The sequence below is a fragment of the Alistipes sp. i18-0019-D1 genome (assembly GCF_042852885.1).
Taxonomy (GTDB): domain Bacteria; phylum Bacteroidota; class Bacteroidia; order Bacteroidales; family Rikenellaceae; genus Alistipes.
The window spans coordinates 2,980,950-3,006,075 of the sequence record NZ_AP031424.1 but is presented as its reverse complement, the minus strand read 5'-3'; the positions used below and the strand labels follow the sequence as shown (position 1 = coordinate 3,006,075).

General features: G+C 62.6%; 12 protein-coding genes. 4 read left to right on the top strand and 8 right to left on the bottom strand.

What is annotated here, in order from left to right:
* Nucleotides 1–9: 9 nt before the first annotated feature.
* From ACGHP5_RS12570 to ACGHP5_RS12550, 5 genes are all read right to left on the bottom strand, one after another.
* Nucleotides 10–768 carry a DUF4843 domain-containing protein gene (locus ACGHP5_RS12570; protein WP_337657412.1) on the bottom strand — a complete coding sequence of 253 codons (759 nt, stop codon included), beginning with the start codon at nt 766–768 and terminating at the stop codon, nt 10–12.
* Between the two features lie 12 nt (nt 769–780).
* Nucleotides 781–2,232 (bottom strand): RagB/SusD family nutrient uptake outer membrane protein, encoded by a 1,452-nt coding sequence (locus ACGHP5_RS12565; RefSeq protein ID WP_290533631.1) that lies wholly within the window; start codon nt 2,230–2,232, stop codon nt 781–783.
* A 28-nt stretch (nt 2,233–2,260) separates the two neighbouring features.
* On the bottom strand, nt 2,261–5,602 hold the full coding sequence (locus ACGHP5_RS12560; RefSeq protein WP_390567068.1) for a SusC/RagA family TonB-linked outer membrane protein: 3,342 nt from the start codon (nt 5,600–5,602) through the stop codon (nt 2,261–2,263).
* A gap of 50 nt (nt 5,603–5,652) precedes the next feature.
* The gene (locus ACGHP5_RS12555; RefSeq protein ID WP_295902235.1) at nt 5,653–6,729 is read right to left on the bottom strand and encodes a FecR family protein; all 1,077 of its coding nucleotides are present in this window, start codon (nt 6,727–6,729) and stop codon (nt 5,653–5,655) included.
* Between the two features lie 63 nt (nt 6,730–6,792).
* Nucleotides 6,793–7,332 (bottom strand): sigma-70 family RNA polymerase sigma factor, encoded by a 540-nt coding sequence (locus ACGHP5_RS12550; RefSeq protein ID WP_290533634.1) that lies wholly within the window; start codon nt 7,330–7,332, stop codon nt 6,793–6,795.
* A 358-nt stretch (nt 7,333–7,690) separates the two neighbouring features.
* Between ACGHP5_RS12550 and ACGHP5_RS12545 the strand changes: the two genes are divergently transcribed.
* Genes ACGHP5_RS12545 through ACGHP5_RS12530 form a run of 4 tightly spaced genes read left to right on the top strand, consistent with a single transcriptional unit; the run spans nt 7,691 to nt 23,124 of the window.
* Complete coding sequence (locus tag ACGHP5_RS12545; RefSeq protein ID WP_390567065.1) at nt 7,691–13,801, top strand: NACHT domain-containing protein; 6,111 nt, start codon at nt 7,691–7,693, stop codon at nt 13,799–13,801.
* On the top strand, nt 13,791–21,239 hold the full coding sequence (locus ACGHP5_RS12540) for a S1 RNA-binding domain-containing protein (protein WP_390567063.1): 7,449 nt from the start codon (nt 13,791–13,793) through the stop codon (nt 21,237–21,239). Before ACGHP5_RS12545 ends, ACGHP5_RS12540 begins: the two co-directional genes overlap by 11 nt.
* Nucleotides 21,240–21,252: 13 nt before the next feature.
* The gene (locus tag ACGHP5_RS12535; RefSeq protein WP_337772598.1) at nt 21,253–22,566 is read left to right on the top strand and encodes a hypothetical protein; all 1,314 of its coding nucleotides are present in this window, start codon (nt 21,253–21,255) and stop codon (nt 22,564–22,566) included.
* Between the two features lie 6 nt (nt 22,567–22,572).
* Nucleotides 22,573–23,124: a hypothetical protein gene (locus ACGHP5_RS12530; protein WP_390567061.1), complete on the top strand. Its 552-nt coding sequence runs from the start codon at nt 22,573–22,575 to the stop codon at nt 23,122–23,124.
* A 167-nt stretch (nt 23,125–23,291) separates the two neighbouring features.
* On the opposite strand, the gene rsxA is transcribed toward ACGHP5_RS12530, so the two are convergent.
* Genes rsxA through ACGHP5_RS12515 form a run of 3 tightly spaced genes read right to left on the bottom strand, consistent with a single transcriptional unit; the run spans nt 23,292 to nt 25,115 of the window.
* Complete coding sequence (gene rsxA, locus ACGHP5_RS12525) at nt 23,292–23,870, bottom strand: electron transport complex subunit RsxA (RefSeq protein WP_015546724.1); 579 nt, start codon at nt 23,868–23,870, stop codon at nt 23,292–23,294.
* Nucleotides 23,871–23,872: 2 nt separating this feature from the next.
* Complete coding sequence (locus tag ACGHP5_RS12520; protein WP_290533639.1) at nt 23,873–24,457, bottom strand: RnfABCDGE type electron transport complex subunit E; 585 nt, start codon at nt 24,455–24,457, stop codon at nt 23,873–23,875.
* A complete protein-coding gene (locus tag ACGHP5_RS12515; protein ID WP_290533640.1) occupies nt 24,450–25,115 on the bottom strand; it encodes an RnfABCDGE type electron transport complex subunit G in 666 nt (221 codons plus the stop codon). The genes ACGHP5_RS12520 and ACGHP5_RS12515 overlap by 8 nt, the downstream gene beginning before the upstream one ends.
* Nucleotides 25,116–25,126: the final 11 nt, after the last annotated feature.

Sequence of the window (25,126 nt, the reverse complement as noted above, 5' to 3'; positions counted from 1 at the left end):
TCTTTCCATTTAGAATTGCAGAGGCTCTCCGTTCTCGTCGAAAGCCCGTTCGTCATAAGGCTCTCCCCCGGCTTTCAGCTCCTCCTGATCCCTGACATAATTGATCATCCGGCTCTCGATGTAGAGCCATTTGGCATCGGTGATCTTCCCGGCCTCGTTGAAATCGGCCCTCGGAATCCCCATCACGTCGCAGATAAGTTCGAATTTCTGCTGCGAGAAAGGCCCCACGAACATCGTGCGCCAACCTGCGGGCGGCGCCGTGAACTGGTCCGAAAAATTGATTTTGAAGGTCACCGCCGACACCGTGTCGCCGCCCGACTGGACCTGGCTGGTGAACGGAATGATGAAGTTCGCATTGGGGCGAAGTTCCAGCAGCAGGTTTTTGGTCTTCTCCTTCAGGATGTCGGTGCGTTTGAGGGTGACCACGTAATCGAACGACACGCTGCCCGCGGGGAGCACGGCATCACCGCCGAGCGTGTAGTCCGTTCCCTCCTCGGCGTCCTGCGACGTGACCCGGATGTCGACCGCCCGGGGCTGCGCGGCTGCGCGTCCCACCAGCTGCAGCCGGACGGGCACTTCCAGCACGTCGGCATCCTCGTAGATGAACGTGTATGCGGCGCTGTCGATGACGGTCCTGTTCGCCGCCAGCTGGTTGTTGAAGTAAATGCCTTCGATCGGGCCGAAATTATCCGGCAGGCTCTCCTTGCAGCCCGCCAGGCACAGCCCCAGCAAGAGGGCCGCCGAATGAATGATATGCTTCTTTTTCATGTCGTCAGGGGATTATTCGCGGTTTTCGGTCTCCGAATCGGGCAGCGGCACGACGAAGAGGTTCGTGCTCGGTTCGGGGTTCCGGGAGTCGGTATAGGACCAGATCACCTTCGAGAAGAGGCGTTTGTAGAGGTAGAACAACTGGCCTTCGCCGTACAGTTCGCGGATGTACTCGTACTTGAGCAGCTCGGGCGTCAGGGCGTCGAGCGACGAACTGATACCGCGGTTGCGGCGCAGGGTGTTCACGTAGGAGGTTCCGTTGGCCAGCACGTCCGACTGGCTCTCGGCGGCGATCAGGTACATCTCGCCCAGCCGCAGCATCGGGATCATCGTATTCTGGATCTTTCCGGTCTGAACCATATCGGTGTATTTGTAGAAATAGCGGTTCTCGCCGGAAGTGCTCCAGTTCACGCGGTTGCGGTAGTCGTCCTGATAGCCGCCCGTCTCGGCTCCGCCTCCGAAGATCGCCTTCGAAATCAGGTCGCTCTCCATCTTAAAGGTGAAAGTCGTCCGCGTGGGGCTGAAATAGTTCAGGAACAGCTGGTTGCGCTTGGCGTGCGACAGCGCGAAGACCACCTCCGACGAGAAAATCCGGTCGGGGTCTTCGGGGTTGCCCACCACGAGACTGCGGTCCACGAACGGGAAAATTCCGTTGTTCGAAGCGCGGATCACCTCCACGGCATAGGTCAGAGCATCCTGTTTCTGTCCGGCATAGAGGTTCACCCGCGCCAGCAGGGCCGAAACGGCGTAATAGTTGAACCGCAGGGCGCGGTAACGCAGGAAATTCGATCCGTTGCCCGCGCCGCTCATCAGCGTTCCTTCGGTGATCACGGGATCGTTCAGCAGGGCCGCGCGCGCCGCCATCAGGTCCTGGAGAACCTTGTAGACGACCTGGCTGGCCGGCAGCAGGGCTTCGGGCGTCAGCGCCTCGTCCGTGTAATAGGGAATGGCTGTCCCGTCGGGGTTGAGCGAATAGACCGGTCCGAAGAGCCGCAGCATGTCGAAATGCAGCATCGCACGCAAAGCCAGCGCCTCGCCCCGGATGATGTCGTAGTTGTACCCCGTGAAGAGCGACTGCTTGCCCTGGATGTTTTTCAGCAGTTTGTTGCAGTTCAGAATCAGGGCGTACGCCTTGTTCCACGTCCCGCTCAAACGGCCGCGCCAGTAGTCGGTGTTGTAGTCGTAGTCCCGCAGGTCCCGATAATCGCCCCACACCGAGGAGTTGTCGCCGATCTCGTAGGCTCCGCCGAGAATCTCGATCATCTCGACGGTGAGCGTGCTGCCGTACAGTTCGTCGCTGTTGAGTTCGATATAGATGCCGTTCAGCAGTTTCTGGAAACCCTCTTCCGACCCGAGCAGTTCGTCTTCCGAAATCTGGTCGTAGGGTTTTACGTCCAACCAACCGCTGCACCCCGGAAACAGGGCCGAGGCGAGCAGGATCAATGTAAGTATTCTGTTTTTCATAATGCGCTTTGTATTGAGGTTGTCACGATCAGAAGGTCGCCGCCACGGAGAACGAGATGGTCCGTGCGAACGGATAGTCGATGCCCCGCTCGTTCTTGACCGAGGAGATGCGGAACGCATCGTTCATGTTGGCCTGCACGCTCAGCGCCGAGAGTCCCAGCTTGCGGACGAACGACTGCGTGAATTCATACCCGATGCTGAACGATTCGCCCGAGATGTAGTTCTCGTCCATCACGAAGCGCGAGGACTTGTCGGTTTTCTGCGTCAGCGAGATGCCCTTGAAATAGGCCTCGGTGTTGTTCGGCGACCAGCGGTCGTAGAGCGCCCGCTTGTCCTGGTTGTTGAACACGTCGGCCGTGCCGATGTTCTCGACCTTCTGGAACAGCGCGCTGTTGAAGATCTGCGCACCCAGCGAATAGCGGAAATAACACCCCACCGACAGGCCCTTGTAGTAGAACGTCGTGCCGATCACGCCTTCCAGTTTGGGTTCCGTGTCGCCCAGCACCACTTCGTCGTTCACGTCGTAGCCGAACGAGTACGTACCGTCCTTCCTGATGAAAAGTTCCTTGCCCGTCGCGGGGTCGATTCCCGCCGAGCGCACGCCCCAGATCGCCGTGGGGCTGCCGCCGTCGTAGTAGCGCGTCGTCCCCGAGAGCGAGGCCCGGCCCTCGTTGTTGAGCGAGCTGAACGCATTGCCGATCTTGGCGTACTTCGCCTTGGCGTGCGTGCCGTTCAGGCTGATGTTCCAGTTGATGCGGTCGTGCGGGCGGTAGACCGGCGACACCTTGAGCGTCAGCTCGACACCGTTGGTCTTCTGCAGCCCGGCGTTCATCGTCACCGACGTAATGCCCATCGAACCCGGCGTGGTGATGATCGCCAGCAGGGGGTCGGTGATCTTGACGTAGTAGTCGAACGTGAAGTTGACCCGGTTGCCCCACATGGTCACGTCGGTTCCCACGTTGTAGTTGATCGTCTCCTGCCAGGCGAGGTCGGGGTTTCCCAGCTGGTTCAGGATCACGCCCGTGCCGAAGATGTTGGTCATCCAGCCGTTGAAGGCGTAGGTCGAGAAGGCCTGGTAGGCGGCGAAATTCTGGTTGCCGGGATTACCCACCGAGGCGCGCAGTTTGAGCAGCTGGAAGAACTTGCTGTCGCGAAGGAATCGCTCGTTCTGAATGTTCCAGCCCACGCCCACCGACCACGTGTTGCGGAAACGGTTGTTCGTGCCGAACATCGACGCGCCGTCGCTGCGGTAGTTGAAGTCCAGCAGGTAGCGGTTGTCGTAGGAGTAGCCGCCGTTCAGGTAGAAGCTCGCGGCGCGCGTCTGGCTCTCGGAGTAGGTCGACTTGCCGCCCTCGGGGTAGCCGTTCGCGAACGACGGAGCGCCGAACTGGTCGTCGGTGAAGCCGTTGGCCTTGTATCCGTTGGCGGTCCGTTTCGTGGCGTTGAAGTTGAATCCTGCCACGGCGTTGAGCATGTGCTTCTCGGCCAGCACGCGGCCGTAGGTCGCCGTGAGGTCGCCCTCGTAGTTGGTGCGCTTGGTCGTCGAGTGGGTGTAGAGGCCCTTTTCGGTCTCCTCCAGGTCGTCGAAACTGGTGTGCAGGGGCGACAGGCGCGTGTCGGTCGTCCCCGTGGCGTGCGTGATTCCGAACTTGCCGCGCACGCGGAAATCCTTCATCACGAACCACTCGATGATGAAGTTGTTCGTAAACCCGAACTGGTCGCCCTTGTCGTAGTTGTTCAGGTGGGCGTTCCACAGGGGATTGCTGATAGCCTCGGTTTCGAGCGTCTCGGGATCCTGGTAATAATAGAGGTAGCGGTCGATCTTCCCCTCGTCGTTGTACTTCTTAAAATAGGGATTGGCCTGCGCATACTCCGAGAAGGGGACCGCGGGATCGTTGGTTTTCTGGTAGTCGAGCGTGAGTTTGTTGCTGAACTGGAATTTCCCGGTCCGGTAGATCAGGTCGATGTTGCCGCCGATGGTCTGACGGTCGGAACCCTTCATCACGCCCTGCACCTCACCGTAGCTCAAACCGATGCCGTAGCGGATCTTCTCCTCGCCGCCCTCGGCGTAGATATTGTGCTTGTGGGTGAATCCCGTGCGCAGCGGCTCGTTCAGCCAGTAGGTGTCGATACCCCGGGCGATGCCTTTCAGCCGCTCGTTGCGCAGGTCGTCCAGCCGCAGCTGGTTGGCCATGCTGTGAGTGGCGTCCTTATACACCCCGGCAAGGGTCTCGAACTGGAGCTTCTCGCTGGAATTCATCAGATTATAGTCCGTCAGATCGGCCATCGTGACGCTGAAATCGCCCTTGTAGGAGAGTTGCAGACGCCCCCGCTCGGGCGCCTTGGTCTCGATCACGACCACGCCGTTCGAGGCCTTCGAACCGTAGATGGCCGTCGAAGCGGCGTCCTTGAGCAGCGTCACCGACGCCACGCGGTTCATATTCAGGTTCATCACCGTCTCCAGCGTCGTTTCGAATCCGTCGAGGATGAACAGCGGCTGGTTGGGGTCCGTGCCGTACTCCTCCTTCAGGCCGATCACGCTGCTCTTGCCGCGGATTTCGAAATCGGGCATGCGGTTGGGGTCGGAACCGAACTGGACGCTCTCGGAGATCTTGAACGAAGGGTCCAGCGTGCGGAGGCTCTGCAGGACGCTCTGCGTACCCACGGCCTTGAGTTCCTTGGATTTGAACGTGGTCGCCGAACCCGTGAAACTCTCCTTCTTGCGCTGGTAGACGCCCGTCACCACCACGTCGGCCACCTCCACGGAGGTCGGCGTCAGCGAAACCTTCTGAAATTCCGCGAGGTTCCGCCCGTTGTAGTGCTTCACATGGATTTCATAACCGATGAACGAGAACATGATGTTGTAAACGCCGACGGGAATTTTCAGCACGTAGCGTCCGTCGGCATCCGAGGAGGTTCCGATGGTCGATCCCTCGACGACGACCGTCACGCCCGCCATCGGGCTCCTGTTCGACCCGTCGGTGATCCGACCTGCGATCTCCACGAACTTCGGCTCCTCGGGAACGGGCTGCGCGGCACGCGGCAGGACCACGATCGTGCGGTCCTTGATCCGGTAGGAAAACTCCGTTCCCGAAAAGACGTGGTCCAGCACGGTTTTCAGCTCCGTGCCGTCGAAAGAGGCGGTGATCCGCTTGTCGCTTTTCAGCACCACGTTGGAGTTATAGAAGAATTCGTACCCGGAGGCCGCGCTCACCTTTTTCAGCGCCTCGGCCAGCGACACGTTTTCCAGCACGACCGACACCCGCTGGGCCGACGAAGTCTTCGGCAGCGCGATGCACAGCAGCAGCGCCAGCAGCATCAGGGTCCTCCCCCGCCACCGGTTCCGCGGAATTGATTGGCAAAATTTCATAGACAACGATCCTTTCATTATTTAAGTTTCCGTTCAGCGAAACGGCCGCGTCAGCCGAGCCGCATCACGCCGTCCTCCACCTCGCAGACTACGTCCGACGTTTCCGACAGCAGGTTGAGGATGTATTCGACGCCCCTGTCCTGGCGGATTTTCCCGGAGAAGGTATACTCCCCGAGCCGGGCCGCCACCTCCACCCGGATGCCGTATATGCGCCCCAGACGCTCTGCCAGGGCGGGCAGGCTTTCGTTCTCGAACCACAGCCATCCCTCTTTCCAGGCGCCGTATACCGACGCGTCCACGGCGTTGACCGCGACGGTCCCTGCCGCCAGGTCGCGGCTCACCTGCTGGTTGGGCTTCAGCACCACCTCTTCCGCACCGGCCTCCGCGGCATAACCGATCCTGCCCGTTACGAGCGTCGTCACGTGCCGGCCTGCCCCGGCATAGGCATTGACGTTGAAACTCGTCCCCAGCACGCGGATGCACTCGCCGTCGCCCAGCTCCACGCAGAACGGCCGGCACGTGTCGCGCTTGATCTCGAAAAAGGCCTCTCCCTCGATCCGCACGCGGCGTTCGGAGGCATTTTCGAAGGTCGCCGGATATTCGAGCCTCGACCCGGCGTTGAGCCACACCTCCGAGCCGTCGTCCAGCACCAGGCGGAACTGGCGTCCGTTGGGCACTTCGACTTTCAGTTTGCGCTCGGAGGCCAGGGGCCGCTGCTCGCCGGTCTCGGTGCGCAGGGCCACTTCGCCCTCGGAACGCCGTTCGAGGCGGGCCGCGTTCTCCAGCACCAGCCGCATTCCGTCATCGGCCGTCATCACCACCTGGGGCCGCTCCACCGTCACACCCATCTGCTGCAACTGCGCAAAGGCGTCCGGCTCGGGCAGCACCCCGGGCTGACGGACGACCAGGAACACGGCGGCAACGATCGCCGCCGCGCTTCCGGCCAGGGCCGCACGTGACATCCAGCGCCGCCGCACACGACGTCGAATGCGTTTTCTCACATCGTCGAAATCCCTGCTGTCCGCATCGGGACGACCGTTCGGCGTCTCCAGCCCGGCCCAGATGCCGTCCAGCAATTCTTCTTCGTCCTCATCGATGTTCCGATGCGGAAAATTGGATTTTTCCATAATATAGGGTAACTATTCTTTACCCTATAAATACAGTGAACCCGAAAACTACGTACTGGATTTTTACTTTTTTTTGATTTCTCCGCGCAATTTCTTCACTACTTTGTACAAAATAGTCTCCACCGTTCGCACGGAGATGGAGAGTTCGGTGGCTATCGCTGCGTTCTTCTTGTTTTCCCAATAGCTCATCATCAGCACTTTGCGGCTCTGTTCAGGAAGCCGTGAGATAGCAGGGGCCAATTCGGGGGGGGGAACCTCTTTCTCCTGTTCCCATCCGCCGTGCAGTTCGGCGGCGGCGCTGATTTCGCGGCGCCGGCGGGCCTCGTCGTACTTGAGCAGACGCAGGGAGTTGTTGTGCACGGCGCGCAGCAGGTAGTTGCGCAGCGGCTTTGCGGCGTCGAGCCGCTTCCGGTTGAGCCATACGGCGGTAAAAACGTCCTGCACGACCTCGTAAGCGGCCTGTTCGTTCTGGAGAATGGTCGCGGCATAGTTTCGCAAAGGCGCGCAGAAAGCCGTATAGACCTCCTTGAAAGTCTCCTCGTCGCCGACTTTCAAAGCCTCTACGATCCGACGGTTATCGGATATGTCGAAAGTGTATGCCATGTAATTAACCTAACCCTGTTTTGCAAAAATAGTCATTCCAACCAAAAAGACAATAGAAAAGCACCACTTTTCTCATTTTGCGGCCATTTTCCGCCGGAACCTTCTCCTCCCCGGCGGAAAACTCCGCACGGCCCTTTCCTCCGGCCGGACCCGGATTGCGCCCGGTCCGCAGCAGGACCGCAGCCGCGGCGGTCACGTATCGCAAACGGCGGACCGCCGCGACGTATCGTTTGCATATTCGGGCTAATTTTCGTATATTTGTCTACCTGTTACATTACGCGTTCCGACAGAGCGGCCATCCCAGGTTCACCGGATGTCCGGGAGGTCGGCATGCGGCCATAAACGTTATCCACAGCCCATGTCCACATTCAGCAGCGACCGCATCGGCGAGACAATCATTCCGGACCTGACAAAACGGTTCAGACGCGGCTATATCGACTATTTCGACCGGAAGAACGGAACCGACTGCCCGGTGGAGGAGATCCCTACCCGGTCGATCATCCCCCTGGATCAGTTCGAGAGGCTGATGAAGCTGCTCGACGACATCGTGCTGTTCAGCGCGGCGACGCCGGAGCTGGCGAACAAATTACAGGGGCTGTGGAACCGGCTCGATCTCCCGGACAAGGACGACAAGGACCGGATCGAGTGCACGCGCATGGGACTTATCTCGTTCGAATCCTACATCAAGGTCTTTATCTACCTGCTGTGCGGCAACGGCGACCTGCTGCGGCAGATCGACGCGGAGAAACGGGGCCTCGGCCACATCCTCAACAATCTCGCCGTCCCGTCCCCGGACGGGAAATCCGGCCTGTTCGACGCCCGGTACGCGGGTCTGTTCGACACACTGCGCCGCTACCGGAACGGAATCACGCACGCCCCGAGCGACACCAACGTTTATGAAAGCGACATCCTGGTAGTCCGGAAAAACCCGAACGACGCGTACGACGAACTGTTCCTGCTGACGCTGACCGGACTGCTGCTGCTGCTCCACCACCATGCCGACTATTACAGACGGTATCTCGACGAACACCTGCCCGAGCTTCCCCCGAAGAAAGCCGCAGCGGAATCGCCGGCCGACGATTTCGACCTCGAACGGTTCAAGGACCACTACCTCGAAGAACTGCTCGGCGAACAGAACCGCGAACTGAAACAGAAGGTGGGCTTCATCGGCCGGATCGACAACCAGCAGACGCTGAACCTGCTGCCGTTGAAGCTCCAGCGCCGGCAGGACGCCGGGGAGGAGCCGTCCGACCCGGACTACGGCGACCGTCCGCACGAAGGCGGCGACTTTACGGACGGCGAGCAGGGCGGCATGGCGATGGACGACCTGATGGACGCCGGAGACCGCATCAGCCTGATTCTGGGCAACCCGGGCGCAGGCAAGACCACGGTGCTGATCCGCCTGATCCGCCAGTATGCGGACCTGTGGCACAACGGCGACCGTTCGATCCTGCCCCTGCGGATCAACCTCAACGCGGTCACCGAAGGCCAAACGATGGACGACGCCCTGCGGACGGCCTTCAACGCGGGCTTCGGAATCACGACGACCGAGGACCGGAAGCGCATGGTGTTCGCCCACGCCGAGCAGCTGCTCGCAGAGGGCCGCATCGCGCTCTTCATCGACGGACTGAACGAACTGAAGGTCTCCCGCCCCGAACTCTTCATCGCCTCGCTCGGATCGTTCATCGCCAAATACGACAAGTGCCGTTTCCACATCACGGGACGCATCCACGAATTCGCGGCCTGCCGCGAGGCTTTCCGGCGGATCGAGGGGTGCGGGGTTTACCACCTCTGCGAGATTTCGCTCGACCAGATTCTGCTCTACCTCCGCCAGCTGGGACTCCCGGAGGAGCGGATCGACGAATTCCGGCTGCAAATAATCCGGGCCGGAATCGAGGAGCTGCTGGGCACGCCGCTCAACTTCATGATGATCGCCGCCCTGCTGCTCGGCAGTACGGAATACAAGATTCCGGCGGTCGGCAACCGGGGCGAACTGCTGGAGATGTTCATGCGTTCGTCGCTGAGCCTCCGGAGCCGGGAGAAGCTGGTGGACGAAGCGGTCAATTTCAACGCCTTCGACCTGCTGCAACGGATGGCCTGGCGGATTGCGGCCGAAGGGCAACGGGTCCTGCGCGAGGATTTCGTCATCGAGATCGCCCGCGACCCGCAATACAAGGGGGCCGACCGGGTAGAGAAACTCGTCGACAGCCTGATCGGACTGCACATCGTCGAACAAAACGTCGACCACCAGGGAAGCTGGCTCACGTTTTTCGTAGACACCTACCTCGAATATTTCTTCGCCCGGCGCCTGGCGTTCGACTTCTGCGAGCGGCACGAGCCGCTGCCCGGGCAGCTGGACGTAAGCAACGAGCGCAATTTCGAAATCCTGAAACTCACGCTGGAGCTGATCTGCAACGGATGGGGCCGCAAGGAGGGGCGCATCGCCGACGGCCGCGACTTCGTCAAGACCCTCTACGACCTGGGGCGCAGTCCCGCGCAGCCGGCGCCGACGACCACCGCCGACGGCGTGCTGCAAACCGACGGGTTGCCCGCCAAACCGGCCGTCAACGGAAACCTGGCCCTCGTGGCGCGCATGGCTTCCGGTCTGAAACCCTATACCGACAAAACGAATCCCAACGCGCGGCTGCTGATCGAATCGTGGCTGCTCAATACGATGGTCGTCTACCGGATCGGCCATCCGGTTCCCGACACGGAAGGAGATTACGACTATATCCGGCAGCTGGCCGAATGCGCCGTCGTCCTGTCGAGCGAGCGGATTTTCAGGGAGCTTTTTTCGGACTATTGGCTGACGGCCCTGCGGCTGACCGTCGCCGACGATTTCGGCATGCAGCTGCCCGAGAATTCCGTAAAGGCGATGGCGCTCCACCGGGTGCTGATCGACAACTGCACCGACGTCAGGCTGTTCTACCGGTTCCTGCATTCGCGCTACCTCGACCTGGTGCTGTTCCGCCCCCGCTCGGCGCAGCGGATAAGGAAGTTCCTTTCGCTGCTTTTCGGGAACCTGAAAAAATACACCCAGAAACTGCTTTACGGCTATATCGCGGAGTGGCGGGAAGCCGACGCGCAGCGGCAGGGCGGAGACCACTACCTGGCGCAGGATGCCAACACCCTGCTGCTCTGTATCGACGACGTCGACTACCTGATTTCGAGATACGACCTCCCCGCGGCGGAACGCTCCCGGACGAAGATCGGATGGTCGCAGCTGCGCAAACTGGTGCGCAACTACGACGACGAGCGGCTGGCCGCGTTCATGTTCACCGAGCGTTTCTTCGGACTGCTGCTCTACCGGGAACAGATGGCGCTTTACCTCTTCCGCTACTACATCTTCCGCAACCGTTTCTCGCGCAGTATGATGCAGTTCCTTTTCGAAGGTACGGGCCGCAAAGGGATCTCCCCCGGCAACCTCTCGGAACTGCTGGACGCTTTCCCGCTGGAAAAGATTCCGGTCGAGGAGGCCCGCAGGCGCTACGACAACGAAATCTACGACTACCTGACACAGGAGACGCGCAGCGAGGAGTCGGACGACGGGCTGATCTACCGCATTTTCGACGTGAACGCAGAGCGTATACGGCTCGCGATCAAGGATGCGGACACCCCGTTCGAAGGGCTGACGGCGTGTATCCGGACCGACGACACGCGAAGGTTCTACCGCGTGGAGGCCGACGGATACGTCGACGCCCGGGGCGAGACCTTCAGTTTGAGCAGCCGCGACGGCTCGCTGCTGCCCGTCTCGGGGAAGATCGTCGCACCGGACGGGACGGAGCTCGCCTATGCGGCCTCGGCCAGCAACAAGGAGATTTCGGTGACCCGCTACGATACGGCGGAGATCGCCTGGCTGCACGCATTGGCCGAAGCCGGAACCGGCGTGCGGATCGGATCGGCGGAGTGCAGCCTGCGTTTCGCCGTGAGCGCCCCGCTCATCTGCCACCGCGTCCTTACGCTCCGCCGCGATGCGGCCTGCGGCCTTCCCCGCTTCACGGGCGAAATCACCTTTTTCCGCGACGGCGACCGGTCCGAGCCGGTCGTCATCGACCGGCGCACGCGCCCGGAGAACCGTTACCGCAGCCACCGTCTGTTCCAGCCGATCACCCAGGCTCCCCTCAAAGCCCCGGAGACCCCCTACATCCTCTTCGGATACGCCGGCCGCAAGGCCATGGTGATCACCGACAAACTGATGAACGCCGACCGCTACACCGGCGCAGGCGTCCGTCTGTGGACGAAGAACCAGTCGGCCGCCTGCCGGTTCGTGGCGGGATGCAAAATGCAGCAGGGCTTCGCGGAACTCACCCTGCGCTCGTCCGTCAAATGGGACCTGAAACCGTCGGGAACGCTCCGCCATACGCTCCCCGACGGTTCGACCGAGCATATCCCCTATATCTTCTGCCTCTCGAACCGCACCACGTTCATCCTGCGCATATTCCACGAGGATTTCGTGGCCCGGATCCGCGACCGGGCGGTCTGCGACCGCTACATCGCCGGGAGGGACGATTTCCGGGTCGGGAAACTCAGCCTGCGCCTCGAATCGGCGGAGTATTACGAGCCCAATTCCAAACTGTCGCTTCTGGAGCTGGAGCTTGCCGACGGGCAATCCGCCGTTCCGGCCAAAGGTTCGCTCGCCATCACGCTGAAGCACGAAATGCAGCCCGCGCAGCTCTCGTTCACCGGCGAATCGCGGGGTCCCTCCACCATGCTGGTCAACGTCTGCTGTGCGGGAATCGACCTGGAGGGCCGCGAAGCCCGCTTCCTCGTTCCCGACTCGGGCATGCCGCTCGCCAAAGGGCTTTACCTGCGCGCCCCCGGCTCGACGGCTCACCTGTGCATCCGGCAGGCGCCGCAGCCGGTGCAGTGGTGCGTCGAACTCGAACTGCGCGCCGAACTGCGCTTTCCGGAATCGGGTGAAATCGGATTCGAAGAGTTCCCCGGCATCCTGTTCGGCTTCCGGAACCTCACCGCCGGGGAACGGACGGGCACGCTTCTCGTGTGGTGTGCCGGAGAAGAGGCGGTCGACTGCGACAACTTCATCCGGGCGGTGTCGCAGGCGGCCCGGATCACCTTGTCGTCCGGCGGACGACGGACACAGATGGAACTTTACCAGGCGGGCAACGCCGTTCGGCGAACGGGTTACGGGCGGCTGGCGGTCGTCGATTTCCCGGGCGGCGCGAAGGCGGACGCCGCGGCATACTACGCCGCAAACCGGCTCCGGGTGGAAATCCTGATGCCGGTCGTCAACACGATCGACATTCCCAAGGTCGACAAGACGCTGTACAAAATCCATTCGCTGGGCTATAACAAGGCGGGCAGCAACCGGATCCGGATCGTCCGGCCGCTGACCGGAATCGACAAACTGTGGCTTTCGCTCGACGACACCAAAATCATGTGCCGCCCCCGCAACCCGGTCACCGAAATACTGGACGGCGTGGAGTACCTGTGCCTGGGCGTGGAAACCGAAACGGGCGTGGTTCCGCGCATCCTCAATACGGGAAGCGTCCATTTCTTCCGCCGCGGGGAGTCCGGCACGGAACCCGAGCAGGTGGGATTCGGAGTGATCTTCCCGCTGATCGCATACGGCCGTCCCGAACGCTACCACGCGGACATCTGCGACGTCGTCAGCAGCGAAATGGCCCATACGGTCACGATCATAAACGAACAGATCATCGACTTTTTCGTGGCCAAGAGCCGTTCCTACCTGCTGCTCGACAACGAAAAGTTCTTCGAACAAATCTGCCGGATGAAGACCTGCGGTCAGGTTTTCGACGTTTGCCGCATCGTCTCCCAGGACAACGCCCAGGGGCTGACCGTCTATTCGCCGCTGCACAAGACCACGGCCTGCACCTGCGACACGGAGGCGGGTTTTTCGGCTCCCGGCTACGAGGCCGACAGCCATGTTCTCTTCGAGAAAAACCACCGCATCCGCCTGCTGCGGGACATTCCGAGACAGCCCTGCATGGGGTGCAAGACGGGAGTGGTGGTCTATTACAACGAACGCCGCGACGCCTTTATCTCCGTGGAGAACGAAACGGAGGACTACTACTACCCGATGCGGGACGACGAGGCGCTCCAGCCCGGCGACCGGGTTACCTTCTTCGCCACGGAGAACCTGCTCTACAAGCGGCGGCGCAACGCCGACAAAACGATGATGGCCGACAAGGTGCAGTATGCGGGCACAGCGCCCTCTTACCGGGGCCGCATCGCGGACAAAGTCACCCGGCAGGATGCCGCGAGCGGCATGACGCTGTTCGAACTCACCGTGGCATCCGACGACAAGCGCCTTCCCCGGTCGCAGGTGACCATCACGCTCTACGACACGTCGAACCAGCGGTGGTCGGTCATTTCCGCCTGGGAAAAGGGAACCCCGTGTTCCTTCTTCATCGTCAAGGGCAAGTGGTATCTCCACCTGACCCCCGACCCGGCACAAACCCCTTCAACCGAAAACGCACATGGAGAATAGGAATTCCCTGCAACCCATCCGTACCGCCGCCCCTGCCGACCGATTGCTGGGGCGCGTGTGCAGCGTCGGCGGCCGCCGCTACCTCGACTGCGGATTCGACCAGCTGATCGCCGTCTCCGACGCGGACGCGGCGCGCTATGCCGACGGAGCCTTCGTCGAGGTGGAGATCGCCGCCGGGGCGACCCCCTGGCACGACGCGGTTTCGCAGCAGCAGGCCGTGCAGCAGTCGTTCGACCAGCTCATCGCCTCGATCCGCGAACGTACGACGCTCGAAGTCGGACTGGCCGCGGCGGACGTGGAGCGGCTGCGAAGCGAGCTGACCTCCCCGGCCCCTTCGGGCAGACGCTTCCGGGTCTACGCCCCGGGCAACAGCTGCCACTTCACGCTCAACCCGAAGAACTGCACGGGCGAGCACCTTTTCCATCTGCTGGCGGGCGAGCGGATCGAAGCGCAATGCTGGGACTACACGGACTTCAACCGATTGAAAACCAATGTCGACGAACCGGTCTGTCTGAATCCGGTGCGTCCTGCGCCCGTCGAGGCCGCGGAAGGCGAATGCTTCGATGTCTATGTCAACCGGGCGGTCGATTTCGGACTGTTCGTCACCTTCGGCGGAAACGACGGCCTGATCCACAAGAAGTCGTTCCCGAACTACGACGAGCGTTTCCGCAGCGGCGAGATCGCCGCCGCCTACCGCCGCGGCATGAAAATCCCGGCGAAGCTCCTTTCGAAAACCCTCGACGAGAAATCGGGCCGGGTCCGCTATACGTTCGACCCCGTAGCGGACGACACCCCGGTGGCCTTCGACGTGCTGACGCTCGACGTCGGGGACACGGTGACGGTCCAGGTCAACAGCATAACCCGCAACGGACTCTCCGTACGCTATCGCGGCGAGGTCCACACGGTCGACAGGAACTCGGTCCCCAACTGCACGGAACGCTTCCGCAACGGGGTCTACCACCCGAACCAGCCGCTGCGGGTGAAGATGATCAGGCGCAACGACAAGCTGCGCCATTTCCTGTTCGAGCTGCTCGACAAAACGGTCGATTACGGGCTGACGGAAGGCGACATCCTCCGCTGCGAAATCACCCCGACGGAAATCCCCGACACGACGGAGATCCGAACCACGATCGACGGACGCGCGTGCTCGTTCCACCTCCACCCGCAGGAGCTGCCCTTCTCGCTGACCGGTTATCTCCGGGAACACACGCTCGAAACCGAAGTGCGCGTCTGCGGCTTTTTCGAACACGGCGACCCGAAGTTCCAGTTCAAAAGTCTGATCGTCGAACGTATCCGGACCCTCGACGACGGTCTGACGCTCGACGCCGAAGTGCTCTTCGAGGACGAGCAGGCCGGACGCATCCTCTGGCGGGCCGGCGAGGTGTTCGGCTTCCTTCCCGTCGGCAGCTACTCCTTCCCGATGGCCCGCAACATCGCCTTCTCGCCCGGCGAGCGGATCGCCATCCGGGTCAGCCAGTCGGACGGAAAGACCTTTTTCCGGCTGGCACAGCCGCCGGTCAACCCCTGGGACTCACTCTCCGGCATCGCCGAGGGGAAGCGGATCCGGGTGGAGGTGTGCGACGTACGGGAGGACGGAATCCGGATCGGCTACGACCGGGTTTTCGGCATCCTGAAACCCCATACCGCCCGCCGGCCCGAGGCCGGCGAAACGGTCGAGGCGTTCGTCTCGCGTTTCTCTCCGTCGGAGGCGTTGCTGGAGTGTTTCAGCACGGATTACGACGCCGTTCCGGACTGCCTCGAACCGAGAACCGAATACGACCTTCAGGTGGTGGCCCACGCGGCCGGGGCGGGCAAACTGTGGGCCTTGCAGCAGGAACGGCTGCTCGAAATCGAACTGGAGCGGCCCGAAATGCCCGATTACGTCACCGAGTGCCTGCTCCGCCACGGCAGCCGGATCCGCGTGCGCGCCGAAGAGCGCGACGGCGTGCGCCGGGTCCGCCTGCTCTACGACAGGGAGACCCTTTGGGCGCAGGCCGGACTGCGCGAAGGCGACCGCTGCTACCCGGTCATCGCAGAGGTACGCCCCGACCGGATGATCGTGACGCACCGCGACGTGATCGGCTATATTCCGAACGACGAACTCGACTGGAATTCGTCCCGGATCGTCGACCGCTCGGCCTACCGCCCGGGCATGCAGGTCGAAGCGCTCGTCCTGCGGGCCGACGCGGCGAGCGGAGAGCTGGTCTTCAGCCGGAAGGCGCTGCTCGAAGACCCCTGGCCGGCCTACCCCCACCGGGAGGGCGACACGACGGAGGGAACCGTCGCGGCGGTGCTGCCGAACGGCAACCTGCTCGTAAATGCCGACGGCATCGTGGGCGAGGTGCTGAAATACAATGTCTCGTGGTTCAACTTCCAGAGCGGAATGAACCGTTACAGAACGGGCGACCGGCTCCGGGTCCAGATCATGAAGTTCGACCCCGAGGCCCGGGTGCTGTTCCTGAGCGGAACCGGCGGCACCGAATCGCCGTGGAACGGGATAAACTACCGGGTCGGCGCGAAGTATGAGGTAACGGTGCTGCGGAGCGACCGCATGGCCGTCATGGTCGCCCTGGACGGAATCATCGGCGAAATTACCCGCGAACGCATCGGATGGATCACCCCGCCGAGCGCCGAGGGCGCATTCGCCGAAGGCGAACGGATCGAGGCGCAGCTCATCTTCATCAACCGCACGAAGCGGGTGGCCCAGTTCAGCCGCAAGGCCGTGCTGCCCGATCCTTGGACCGTCCCGATCGCCGAAGGCGATGTGGTGGACGCGAAAGTCGTGGAAGCCTCGGCGGCAGAGGTGCGTTTCGATGTCGGGGGACGGCTGGGCGTCTGCTCCCGCGAAATGGCCCGCGCGTTCGTCGCCGGAGCCTGCGGCGACGTGCAGCCCGACGCGCTCTTCCACCCGGGAGAACTCCGCCGCGTGCGCATCGAGGGCATCGACCGCCGCAGCCAGCGCCTCTACGTCGGTTCGCCCGACCGCGAGGACTGCCGTCCGATGGTCGGCCGCCGATTCGACATCACCGTCCTCGGCCGGGAATGGGCCGAATACCGGGTCGAAACCGCCGACGGCATCCGCGGCATGCTTCCCTTCGAACGTGCCACGTGGAGTGCGCCGGAAACTTCCCGCCTCGCACCCGGCGACCGTCTGGAGGCACGGGCCGCGGCCTACGACTTCAAACGCGGCTGCCTGCTGTTCGACCGTCGCACCCTGATCCCCGATCCGTGGAAATCGCTCCGTATCGTCCCCGAATCCTTCATCGAAACGCAGTTCGTCGCCTTCGACGCAGGATCGGCCATCGTGCGTTACGAAGGAATCGACCTGCGGCTTTCGCCCCGCGACACGGCGATCCTCGCCGGAAAGCCGTGGCTGGATTCCGTCGCAGCCGACGAGCTGCCGGCAGACGGCCGTTTCCGGCTTTATGTCGCCGGGTTCGACGCCGGAAAACGCCGGCTGCTGACGGAACCGCGCCCGCAACTCTCCGACGCATTCCGCAACGGAGCCGGGGCCGAAGTCGAGGTGAAGCGCTGCACCGAAGAGGGCATCCATGTCTTCTGTCCGGGCGAAGGGTGCTTCGGATTCATCCCCAGGGAGGAGATCATCTGGGGAATCGTCGACTCGGCCTGCTCGCTCTACGACGAAGGCGAAAAACTGTGGGTCTGCAATCTGGATTACGACGCCGCCCGCGGCCTCTGCCGCTTCAGCCGGCGGCGACTGCTGGCCGGGGCCTCCGTTCCGTTCGTCGCGGGAGCGCGTCTCTCCGCCCGGATCACGCGCATCACCGAGAAGCTCATGGTGGTGAAGTGCAACGACACGGAGGCATCGGTACTTCTCGGCGATACGACCTGGACCCCGCCCTTCCGGCTGGGCGAGCGTTACCTGCCGACCCGCTATGCGGCGGGCGGGGAGATCGAAGCGGTGGTCGAACGGCTGGAAACAGCCGGAGTTCCGCGGCTCAGCATCCGCCGGCTGCAACCCAATCCGTGGCTCTACTGCCCGGTACCGCACAACGGTACGGTCGTCGCCGAGGTCGTCGGGCACTGCGGGGAGAGGACTGCGGCCGAATATGCCGGCTATGCCGGCCTGATCGAAGACCTCGCCCCGGGACTGGGTTCGACGCTCGTTCCGGGCGACCGTGTGGCCGTCTGTTGCAAAGTCATCGACCGGGAGCAGGGACGCCTTCGCTTCTCGCTCGTGAAAATCCTGCCCCGCCCGTGGGTGGAAGCCGGATTCCGGCAGTACGGCACGGTGGAATGCTCGGTCGTTTCGGTCGGGGACGACCGAACGCTCACAGTCGAGGCGGCCGGTTATACCGGCATCGTACCGCGCGGGGAACTGGCATGGGGCGAACCTTCCGCGACGTTCGTTCCGGGTCAGCGGCTCTCGGCGGTGATCCTGCGGATCGACTACGAAAACCTCGCCCTCACGCTGAGCCTCCGCTATGCCGAAGGCATTCCCCCGGCGAACATGCCGCTGCGCATCGGCGAGGCGCACCGCTTCCGGATCACCGACGTGCGGACCGCGGCGCGGAAAATGCCCGAACAACTCGCCGTCGAGAGCGTCGAAATGCCGGCGCTGCGCGGCGTGATCTTCGCCCGCGACCTGGCCTGGGAGCGCGCCGGGCGTTCGGCGGCGGCCTACCGTCCGGGCGAAGAGATCGAAGCGGTGGTCACCGACCTGATGCCGCGCAAACTGACTTTCAAGGCGAGCCTGCGCGACATGGTCGACGACACGCGGTCGCTCGACGACATCCGGCCGGGCGAGAAACTCGACGTGACGCTGCGCAAATTCATCCCGCAGGAGTTCGCCGCCGAAGTGTCCTATTACGATTATGCCGGACGGCTCACGCTCGACGACGCCGTCTGGAGCGGCGTCGAAAACCTCGCCAACTTCTTCCGTCCCGGCCGCGAGATCGAAGCGGAGGTAACGGCGGTCGATCCCGACAAACGAAGCCTGGCTTTCCGGCTGCCCGAAGACGAATATACGCCCGACTGGGAAGGCATCCGGATTGCGGAGGGCGACACGATCGAAGTGGAGGCGGACTACGTGATGGATTCGGCCCTCTTCGTCAACTACCACGGAATCGTCGTGACCCTGCGCCGCGAGGAGTTGAGCTGGCTGCCGGTTTTCCGCATCGGGGAAAACTACCGCGACGGCGACACCCTCCGGGTGAAAGTCAAACGGTTCGACCGGGAGAACCGCATCCTGAAATTCAGCGTCCGGGAACTTCTGCCCAACCCGTTCCTGCAGGAGATGCCCTTTGCGGAGGGCGATCTGGTCCGGGGAACCGTCATGCAGACCGTACCGCAGGGCATCTACGTGAATTGCAGCGGGTATCCGTGCTACATCGCCCATACGGAGTTCGCAGGCGACATCCACCGCAGCTACAAGGCAGGCGACGCGCTCCGCGCCCGGGTTCTCTCCATCGACCCCGGGCAACGGAAAATCCGGCTCACCCGCCGCTGCGAAGAGCTGTCCGGGGAAGAGATCCGGTTCCGCCCCGGCGAATGGCTCTGGTTCACCGTGACGGAACGGGCCGACGCGGGCCTGTGGGCCGAATACGAAGGCTACCGCGCCTTCCTGTCCGACGCCGATGCCGGATTCCGGGAGAACGAGAACCCCAGCCAGCGTTACGTACCGGGCCAGCTGATCCGGATGCGCGTGACGGGCATCGACGAAAAGGCCAATGCGCTCACGGTATCGGCCGAGCTGGTCAGCGACTATTCGCAGTTCGACAGCTGTACCGCAGGCACGGTCGACGTCGCCGAAGTGGTCCACGTGGCCGTCAAGGCGATCACGGTCTGCTTCCGGGGCATCTACTGCCGGGTTCCGCTCGAACGGGCCAGCCTCTTCCCGATTGCCAACGCCAAGATGCTCTACGCGGTGCGCGAGCAGCTGACGATGGTCGTCGAAGCCGCCGACCCCGAAACGCGGACGCTGACACTCCGCGTGCAGCAGCGCTACAACGACTGGTCGGAGATCCCGGTGCGGCCGGGCGACCGGGTTTCGGGCGAAATCTGCTTCCGGTCGCCGCGTTTCGGACTGTTGCTGCGCGACGGGGATCTTTTCTACCGGGTGTGCGCCGAGAGCCTTTTCTGGCAGCCGGCGACCGAACTCGCGCTCTACCCAATCGGCTCGCGCTGCGAGGAGGCCGTCGTGGAACGCATCGACCCCGAGGCGCGCATGATCTGCGTCTCGATCGGAACCCGCGCCGCAACCGACCCGTTCGAGCAAGCCAGGCTCCGCAACGGCGACATCGTGAAAGCCACGATGGTCGGGGGCGACAGGACGGTCTGTGTGCTCCGCTGCGGGGAACTCTACCTCTCGATGCCACGGGAGGAGGTTTTACCGGGACACGCGCCCGAATGCGGCGACGAGGTCAAAGTCCGCGTACTGTCGGTGGACAAGGTCAAACGCGCCTTCTGCGTTTCGCAGCGCGCCGTAACGCACGATCCGCTGCTCACGTTCAGCGTGGGGCAGAAGGCGGAAGGCACGGTGCAGAGCCTGTCCGGGACGATGTGCCTCGTCCGGGTCAACGGACTCGTCGGCATGCTCCCGGTCAGCGAAGCGCAGATCAGGGCCATGAACATCCGGGCCGATGCGAAACTAACGGTGTACGTCTCCTCCATCCGTTTCACGAAGCGGCAGATCGCATTCTCGCTCACGCCCACGGCCAACAACGACCTGGCCGTCGGCTCCCGCGTGCAGTGCACCGTGGTCAAGGCCACGGCGCATCATGTGTTCTGCACGTTCCCCAAACGGGGCAGGCTCTACGACGCGGCGATCCGGTCCTCGGAGTTCTACTGGAACCGTCCGACCGACGTGCCGTGCCAGCCGGGCGACCGGATCAACGCCGTCATCACGGGCGAAGAGATCATCGGCAAGACAAAGTACACGACACTCAACGCCTGCGTGCTGACCCTCAACCCGCTGCTGACCTGCGAGACCGGCGACACGCTCTCCTGCACGGTGCTGGGGACGACGTCAGGCGGCTACCTGATGCGCTGCGGCGGAGCCGTCGGCTTCCTCCACTGCTCCGAGATCATGTGGCAGTATTGCGATCAGTGGCACGGCGTCTGGAAGCGCGGCGAGAAGGTTTCATGCCGGATACTGCACCTCTCGCCCGCGGAAGGGGGCCTGCTGCTGGGCCACAGGCAGACCATCGGCGACCCCTTCCTCCAACACACGCTCAAGACCGGGACCGGCTACCCGGCTACGGTACAACGTTCCTCGGACGAGTGCGTCGTCGTCCTGCTCGGGGATACCGGGATCGAAGCCACGATCTCCAAGGCCGACATGAAACTTTTCTTCACGGGCGTCGGCCGGTTCATCCCGCAGCCCGGCGCAACCATATCCGAGGTGACGGTCGTCCGCATCGAAAACCCCGGGGACCCGAAGCGGCGCCATCCCTTCGTCCGAGTAACCCTGCTTTAACCCACAACGATCCATGGATAACAAACTGCATTACGCGCATACCTTTTTCTGCGGCCACCTCGCCGCCGTCGGGCGCGCTTCCGAAGTGCTGTCCGCCGACAAACGGTGGCAGGCGGAGAAGCCGCTGTCCCGCGAGGCCTACGAACGGCTCAGCAGCATCTATTACGAGAGTTTCATCGATTCGCTCATGCAGGTCGACGGACAGACCTCGGGGGCGGTCTACGCCGGCACGGCTCACCTGACCCTGGAGACCGACCGGCTCTGCACGCTGCGCCATCCCAAGCTCCCCGCCGAGAAATACGCCTTCAGGCTGTGCCGGTTCCACCTCTTCTTCTTCCCCTACGACATCTGCCTCTTCGCCATGGAGATCGCCGAGGAGCCTGAAACGACGCTCGACACGCTGATCGCCGCACACGGCATTCTGCGCGAAACCTCCTGCTATGAGACCGTAGAGCAGGGGATTCCAAAATCGCAGATCGACGCCCCGGAGTACCTCGGCCTGCTGGAAGAGATCCTGCGGCTGTGCCCTCCCCGGCCGTCGGCCGAATCCCCGCGCCAGGGACGTTTCTCCGGCCTGACCCTCACGGGCAACAAACTGAAATGTTTCCAGATCTTCATTTTGGACGACTTCTCGGACGAACTGCTCTTCGAACTGGGAACCTTGAGTCCCGTCGGCTGCGTCGCCGACCACAAACACGAATATTCCCCCTCCCAAGAGTATTACGACCGGATCATCCGCAGCCACACGGTTTCGGCATTCCGCGACTGGAAAGCGCTGGCGCTGGTCGACAGTTTCACCGTGGTTGCAAAAGGCCGCACGGCCGCGCAGATGTGGGTATGGCCCAACAGCTATTTCCGGCTGATCTACATCCATGCGCTTTACCAGAAGACGCTGCTCTTCGTCGTCAACCGGCAATTCCGCTCGGACACCAACGACCGGAAGTCCATCCGGCTGCTCCACAAAATGAAGGAACAGGAGCATTGGTACGCCTTCTCGAACATCTCCTACAACTTCCTGCCGCAGCTCATCTACCGGGCCATCGACACCGGGCTGGACATCGCCACCGAGCGCGAACAACTGCACCGCCACCTCGAACAGGAGGCCGAACGTCTCGAAAAGAACTCGGAGCGGCGGCTGGCGGGCCTTATCCTTTTCCTGACGATGCTGACCGTCTGCTCGGCGACCTACGACGGCGCGTCGCTGGTCAAGGATTATTTCGGCTGGGAAAGCGGCACGGCCCCGTTCCGGATTTTCGCCGCGCTCCTGCTCTCCGCAATCGTGATCACAAGCATCTCCGTCTGGCATTACCGGCGCAACAAATCCTGATCGGACATGGAACGAATATCCCACTCGCCCGAAGCGCTTTTCCACGTCCTGGCCCATTTCGAAGCGGCGGACGAGCCGCTGCGCGGCAGCCTGCGCCGGGCGGGATTTACCGACGAGGAGATCGACGGCCAGTTACGCATGCCGGGGTCCAAATTCCTCCGTTCTTTCGCCCGGTCTCCGGAGGAAGCCGTCGCACGGCTGCAACGGGATTTCCCCGGGTCCTTCACCGCCCTGCGCCCCGAAGCCGACGGCCGGGTGCGCCTGTCGTTCCGCTACGACGAACCCGTCGGAACGAGCGGACTGGCGTCAGATTCGGAGCTGACGTCCGCCGAGCGGGCTACGGTCCGCAGCATCCTGCGCAACGGATGCCCGGTCCGCACGGTCCGCACCTCCCGCACGATAACCACCGGCACCTGCCAACTGGTCCTCGAACGCACCGGGGAGGCCGGGTATGCCCTGCGGACGCTCTTTCCCGGTGAACTCGCTCCTCCCCTTCCCCTGCCGGGCGAAGCCCCCAACCCTTTCTGGGCGACGCATCTCCTTATCGACTTCAACTGAATCCGACCGCAACCGAAGCGGCATGCACACCGACCCCGAAACCCGTTTTACGATCAGTGCGGTGCAGATGCCGTGCATCGTGAAAAATCCCCGGATGGGTAGTACTGAAGTACGTCCCATTCGGGGATTTAAGGGATGTGCGGCAGGTGCGCCGCAATCATCGAAAACTATACCAGGCCGGAGAATCCCATAAACGCCATGGCCAAAATCCCGGCCGTGATCAGCGCGATGGGAATGCCTTTGAACGCCTTGGGCACGTCCTCGAAATCGAGACGCTCGCGGATACCCGCGAAGAGCACCAGCGCGAGGGCGAAACCGAGGGCCGTGGCCACCGAGTAAGTGACGCTCTGCAACAGGTTGAACTCCTTCTGGATCATCAGGATCGCGACGCCCAGCACGGCGCAGTTGGTGGTGATCAGGGGCAGGAAGATACCCAGCGCCTGATAGAGCGACGGCGAGAGTTTCTTGAGCATGATCTCTACCATCTGCACGAGGGCCGCGATCACGAGGATAAAGACGATCGTCTGCATGTAGACGATGTCCAGCGGCACGAGGACGTAGGTCTGAATCAGCCATGCCACGACGGCCGCAATGGCCATCACGAAGGTTACGGCGGCTCCCATGCCCAGCGAAGTCTCGACTTTCGACGACACGCCCAGGAAGGGACAGATGCCGAGGAACTGCGCCAGCACGACGTTGTTGACGAAGATGGCGCCGATGATGATTGCAAAATAGGAAAGCTCCATAACTATTTCTTGGCTAATTTGTTAAACAATACCATCAGATAGCCCAGCACCAGGAACGCTCCCGGGGCCAGCACGAAGATCAGCGGCGCGACGTCCGCAAAGCCGAGGCTGACGCCGAAGATGGCGCCGCTGCCCAGGATCTCGCGCACGGCACCGATCACAGTCAGCGCCAGCGTGAAGCCCAGGCCGATACCCACGCCGTCGAGGATCGAATCCAGCGGGGAGTTCTTCGACGCGAAGGCCTCGGCACGGCCGAGGATGATGCAGTTCACCACGATCAGCGGGATGAAGACGCCCAGCGCGCCGTACAGCGCCGGCACATAGGCCTGCATCAGCATCTGGATAATGGTCACGAACGAGGCGATCACGACGATGAACGCCGGGATGCGGACCTTGTCGGGAATGATGTTCTTGATCAGCGAAATCACGAGGTTCGACATGATCAGCACGGCCATCGTCGCCAGCCCCATGCCCATGCCGTTTTCGGCCGAAGTCGTCGTACCCAGCGTGGGGCACATGCCCAGCACCAGCACGAACGTCGGGTTGTTCCTGACGATACCGCTCGATATAATTTGCAGTTTATTCATTTTGACCTCCTTCCTGAGCCGCAGGCTCGTTGGTTTGTTCGGCGGCGGCCGTCGTCGCTCCGGATGCTACGTCCGTCGGGGCTTCGCCCGTCGCCACGCTCTTGTAAGCCATCCATGCACGGTTGATCGCGTCGACATAGGCGCGCGACGAAATCGTCGCGGCGGTCAGCGCGTCGACGTCGCCGCCGTCCTTCTTCACGGCCAGTCGGCCGTCCACAAGTTTCTTCTCTTCGAGCTTCTGCCCCTTGACGCTGCCGAGCAGGACGTTGCCTTCGTCGGCCATCTTGGTGCCGAGACCCGGGGTCTCGGTCTGCTCCAACACGTTGACGTTCACGACTTCGCCCTCGGGCGTGAAGCCCACCATCAGGCGCACCACGCCGCCGAAGCCCTGCTTGGTCATCGACTGCACGGCATAGCCGCTCACGCTGCCCCCGGCCGTCGCCGTGTAGACCGTGATCGGCATGTCGTCGATGGTCAGTTCCTCGGTCGTCGTGGCGTCGAACGCGGGAAGCACCTCGTTCAGGGCTGCCAGCGTCGCGGCCTCCTTGGCCGCCGCGATCGGCTCCACGGTAATCATATTGACGAAGCCCACTCCGGCCGAAGCCACGAGTGTGATGCCGAAGAGGACGGCCGTCATGTTCAAAAGTGTACTTTTCATGCTGTCACCTC